The organism is Paraburkholderia terricola, assembly GCF_900142195.1.
Taxonomy (GTDB): domain Bacteria; phylum Pseudomonadota; class Gammaproteobacteria; order Burkholderiales; family Burkholderiaceae; genus Paraburkholderia; species Paraburkholderia terricola.
Genome location: NZ_FRAB01000095.1, coordinates 1 through 3,419 on the forward strand (window position 1 = coordinate 1; position 3,419 = coordinate 3,419).

Here is a 3,419-nt window from a genome sequence, read left to right on the forward strand (position 1 = left end):
AGGCATTGCTTCCTGTCAGGCAAAACAAGACAAGAAGTTAACACCAAGTCAGAAAAGTTAACAGACCCAAAACTTAATTTCGCAACAGCTTCTAAACCACCGACGAACCGTAACCCGTACCAGCCATTTCCCAAGATACATCCCGGCCCACGAATACAGCGCGATCGCGACCCACTCGAGCACGAGAAAGCTCGCGCCCAGCACGGCGAACTGCGGCAGTATCGGCTTCGCGATATCGACGAATTGCGGTAGGAACGCGGTAAACACGAGAATCGCCTTCGGATTGCCGGCGGCCACGAAAAACTCACGACGTGCAGTCCGTCCGAGCGATGCCTCGTCCTGCTGTGTCGAGTCGATGGCAGGGGCGTCGCTGCGCCACAGTTGAATCGCCAACCAGATCAGATAAGCGGCGCCAACCAGTTTGATGGCGAGAAAGAACCACTCGGATGCATGTAGCACAACAGCGAGTCCCGTTGCGGCAAGCACCAGCATCAATGCGAACGCAACAAGCCGGCCAGTGCCGCCAACGAAAGCGGTTATGAAACCGTGACGCGCGGCCACGTTAATCGACAGTAGATTGTTCGGTCCGGGCGCGAGGTTGATCGCGAAGCAGGCGGGCAGAAAAAATAGCCAGGCGGTGATGGACATGACAGGCTCGCACGATGAACAGGCATTTCGACGCATCGCGCGGCGCAACGGCAGGCTCTCGCGACACTCCTGGATGATTGTAGCGAAACCGACTTGCATCCATGCAACGACGCCTCAATTCACCGACTTAACAAACCCCGGATCACTAATCAACGCGTCAACGCTCAGCTTCACCGTATCCTCGATAGCGATGGGACTGCTGGTGAATTTAGGCGACTTCCGGCTGACCGTTTTCGAGGTTGAGAACACGACCTTACGAGTCGCGGCATCGGTCACCACATAGCGCATCTTCAACGTCCAGAATGCCGGCGACCGCGCGTCGTCCACGGTGAATTTCTCGATGCTGCCGCTCAGCACCTTCCTGTCGTCGTTCAGATGAAAGCCGGCGACCTGCAAGCTGTTCGCGATGCCGTTGCGCACCGCTTCGTTGATGTCGCCTTTTAGCACGATGCTGGTCATTGCCGTGTTTTCGATGCGGTTCGGCGAGACGCGTCCGGTGCGAGCGGGTAGGTAGGCAAAGTCGCGCGCGGGGGCGACGATGAGCCGTCCCGTGGGCTGCGAATGCGCAACTGGGTGAGGCGCGGACGCGGCATTCAGGCCGAACCACGACCATGAGCAGGCGGACAGCATCAAGGGTAGCGCGACGGCGCCGCAGCCCTTGAGCACGGTGCGTGTCAATGCGAGGCAGGAAGGACTGAAGGTCTGCCGCAGCGACTGGATTCGTTGCTGCGACTCAGGCGCTGTGCGGGAAGAAGCGGCGGTCGAGGTCAGAGGAGCACCTTTTTAATGAATCATCGCGGTGGAGGGCAGCATGGTAACAGCGGGCCGCGCAAGCGCGTCTTGTTAATCAGCGCGCGGCGTGCCGGCAGACGAGCACGCTGAAAACCGCGAAGCCGTTTCAGAAGAACCCGGCTTTTCCCTGCGTCATATCCACGAGCGCTCGCCTGGCGTCGTCCATCGCGGTGACCGGCAAGCGGATCGTCATCCTCACGAGCATCCCGTACGCGCTATCGACAAGCGCATATTCCTCGGCTTCGAGCCATCTCCGCACTTTCGCTTCATCGGCGTAGCTGACCTCGACAGTCAACGAGACCTGAGCAATTCTCTCGATCCGCGGCGCATTCAGTAAGGCGGAAGCAATCGCATCGGTATACGCCCGCACCAGGCCACCGGCGCCGAGCTTCACGCCGCCGTAATACCGAACGACGGCGGCCAGCACGCCGTCCAGATCATGATGCCGCAGCACTTCGAGAATCGGCCGTCCCGCGGTGCCGGAGGGCTCGCCGTCGTCGGACATGCCGGACTGGCCGCCCGCCAGCAGCGCCCAGCACACATGCGTCGCGGCAGGATGCTCGTCGCGCAGACGACGCAACTCGGCCATCGCCGCGTCGCGGTCGGCAACCGGTATCGCGTGCGCGATGAAACGGCTCTTGCGGATTTCGAGTTCCGCGGTCAGCGCCGCAGGCAAGGTATAGGTGGGCAAGGCAAGGACTTCGGTGAAGGAAAATTGCGGACACACGTGGCTCCGTGAGCGCAATGGTAACGGATCGCAGCCGGCGAACCGGCAAAACGCGGATGTAAGATGGCGTCGCCGTTCTCCGCATCCACTGGCGGCTTGGAAAACGGCGCATCCCGCGCACTTTGCGCGCCTGTCTACCACGCTACGCTGCACGCCGATGAAACCCGGCACCTTCGACTACAATCCCTCACTGAACGCGCATCCCGTCCATGAAACCCAGCGCGTCAAAGGAGACAACATGCTCGATCTTTCCACCTTGGGAACCTTCATCGCCGTCGTACTTGGACTCTTTCTGATTCCGGGTCCAGCCGTGCTGCTGGTTTTAACGCGTACCGTGCACGGTGGCCGCAAGGCCGGCATTCTCACCGGCCTCGGTGTCGCCGTGGGCGATTTCGTTCATACGCTGGGAGCGGCGGTAGGCCTGTCGGCCTTGCTGATGACCTCGGCGCTTGCGTTCAACGCCGTGAAATTCGTCGGCGCGGCGTACCTCGTCTATCTGGGCATTCGCGCCTTGCGCGAAAAGCAGGCGAACGCGCAAAGGCCGGCCGTCGCGTCGGTGTCCGCTTCCAAAGCCTTCTTTCAGGCGATTCCCGCCGAAGTATTGAATCCCAAGACCGCGCTTTTTTTCCTCGCGTTCCTGCCGCAGTTCGTGCGCCCGGAGCACGGCTCTTCGTTCCTTCAATTCGCGACGCTTGGACTTATCTTCGTTGGCATGAGCGCGCTTTATACGACGCTGATCGTGTTGACCATCCGGCCGCTGGGCAGGCTCGTCAAGCGTCTGACATGGCTGACTCGCTGGCAAAACAAGATCATCGGCGTGCTGTTCATTTCGCTCGGCCTGCGTGTGGCCACGCAAACGCGTTGACTTGACCCGCCCGCGCGGTTTGCCCGCGCATCGCGCCTGCGAAAAGAACTTCGGGCTGTTAGCACAACGCGATCATGATCGAGGTCGAAACCGCAATGATGAACAGGCAGGTCGCGGTAAGGAGATCGTACGGATAGTTCATGGCATGACCGTCAAACGTGGCGAATGAAGCGCCGATCATAGGCGTGATCGTTCCACGTGACTGTCAAGCATTGCCAGATGCGGGCCTATCGCGAACGCGATTGGTTGGGTAGGAAAACGGCGCGCTGGCATAGCGCGTGAGCGTTCCGCATTAGAGGGTGTTAGGCACTTTTGTTAAGGGCTGCAAAGTGGATAAGCATAAGCACGGAGAAGACGACGAAGTGCAAACCAGCCAGGGTTTCGGGC

Annotated in this window: 5 protein-coding genes; 1 reads left to right on the forward strand and 4 read right to left on the reverse strand. The window is 60.1% G+C overall.

The genetic code is table 11. From position 1 onward, the window contains the following. Positions 1–57 precede the first annotated feature (57 nt). From BUE39_RS33505 to BUE39_RS33515, 3 genes are all read right to left on the reverse strand, one after another. The gene (locus tag BUE39_RS33505) at positions 58–648 is read right to left on the reverse strand and encodes a LysE family translocator (RefSeq protein WP_073432965.1); all 591 of its coding nucleotides are present in this window, start codon (positions 646–648) and stop codon (positions 58–60) included. 114 nt (positions 649–762) lie between these two features. Next, positions 763–1,314 (reverse strand): hypothetical protein, encoded by a 552-nt coding sequence (locus BUE39_RS33510; RefSeq protein WP_073432966.1) that lies wholly within the window; start codon positions 1,312–1,314, stop codon positions 763–765. A 232-nt stretch (positions 1,315–1,546) separates the two neighbouring features. Further along, positions 1,547–2,167, reverse strand: coding sequence for an IMPACT family protein (locus BUE39_RS33515; protein ID WP_374709812.1), 621 nt, complete (start codon positions 2,165–2,167; stop codon positions 1,547–1,549). A 238-nt stretch (positions 2,168–2,405) separates the two neighbouring features. Here BUE39_RS33515 and BUE39_RS33520 point away from each other — a divergent pair, with 238 nt between their 5' ends. After that, positions 2,406–3,032 (forward strand): LysE family translocator, encoded by a 627-nt coding sequence (locus BUE39_RS33520; protein ID WP_073432968.1) that lies wholly within the window; start codon positions 2,406–2,408, stop codon positions 3,030–3,032. A gap of 58 nt (positions 3,033–3,090) precedes the next feature. Here the strand turns inward: BUE39_RS33520 and BUE39_RS35980 are convergent, their stop codons facing one another. After that, positions 3,091–3,213 (reverse strand): hypothetical protein, encoded by a 123-nt coding sequence (locus tag BUE39_RS35980; RefSeq protein WP_268802016.1) that lies wholly within the window; start codon positions 3,211–3,213, stop codon positions 3,091–3,093. Positions 3,214–3,419 lie beyond the last annotated feature (206 nt).

Bases quoted from the DNA above. Each gene is read 5' to 3' on its own strand.
- BUE39_RS33505 (WP_073432965.1), bottom strand. From the start codon at position 648: ATGTCCATCACCGCCTGGCTATTTTTTCTGCCCGCCTGCTTCGCGATC.
- BUE39_RS33520 (WP_073432968.1), top strand. From the start codon at position 2,406: ATGCTCGATCTTTCCACCTTGGGAACCTTCATCGCCGTCGTACTTGGA.
- BUE39_RS35980 (WP_268802016.1), bottom strand. From the start codon at position 3,213: ATGATCGGCGCTTCATTCGCCACGTTTGACGGTCATGCCATGAACTAT.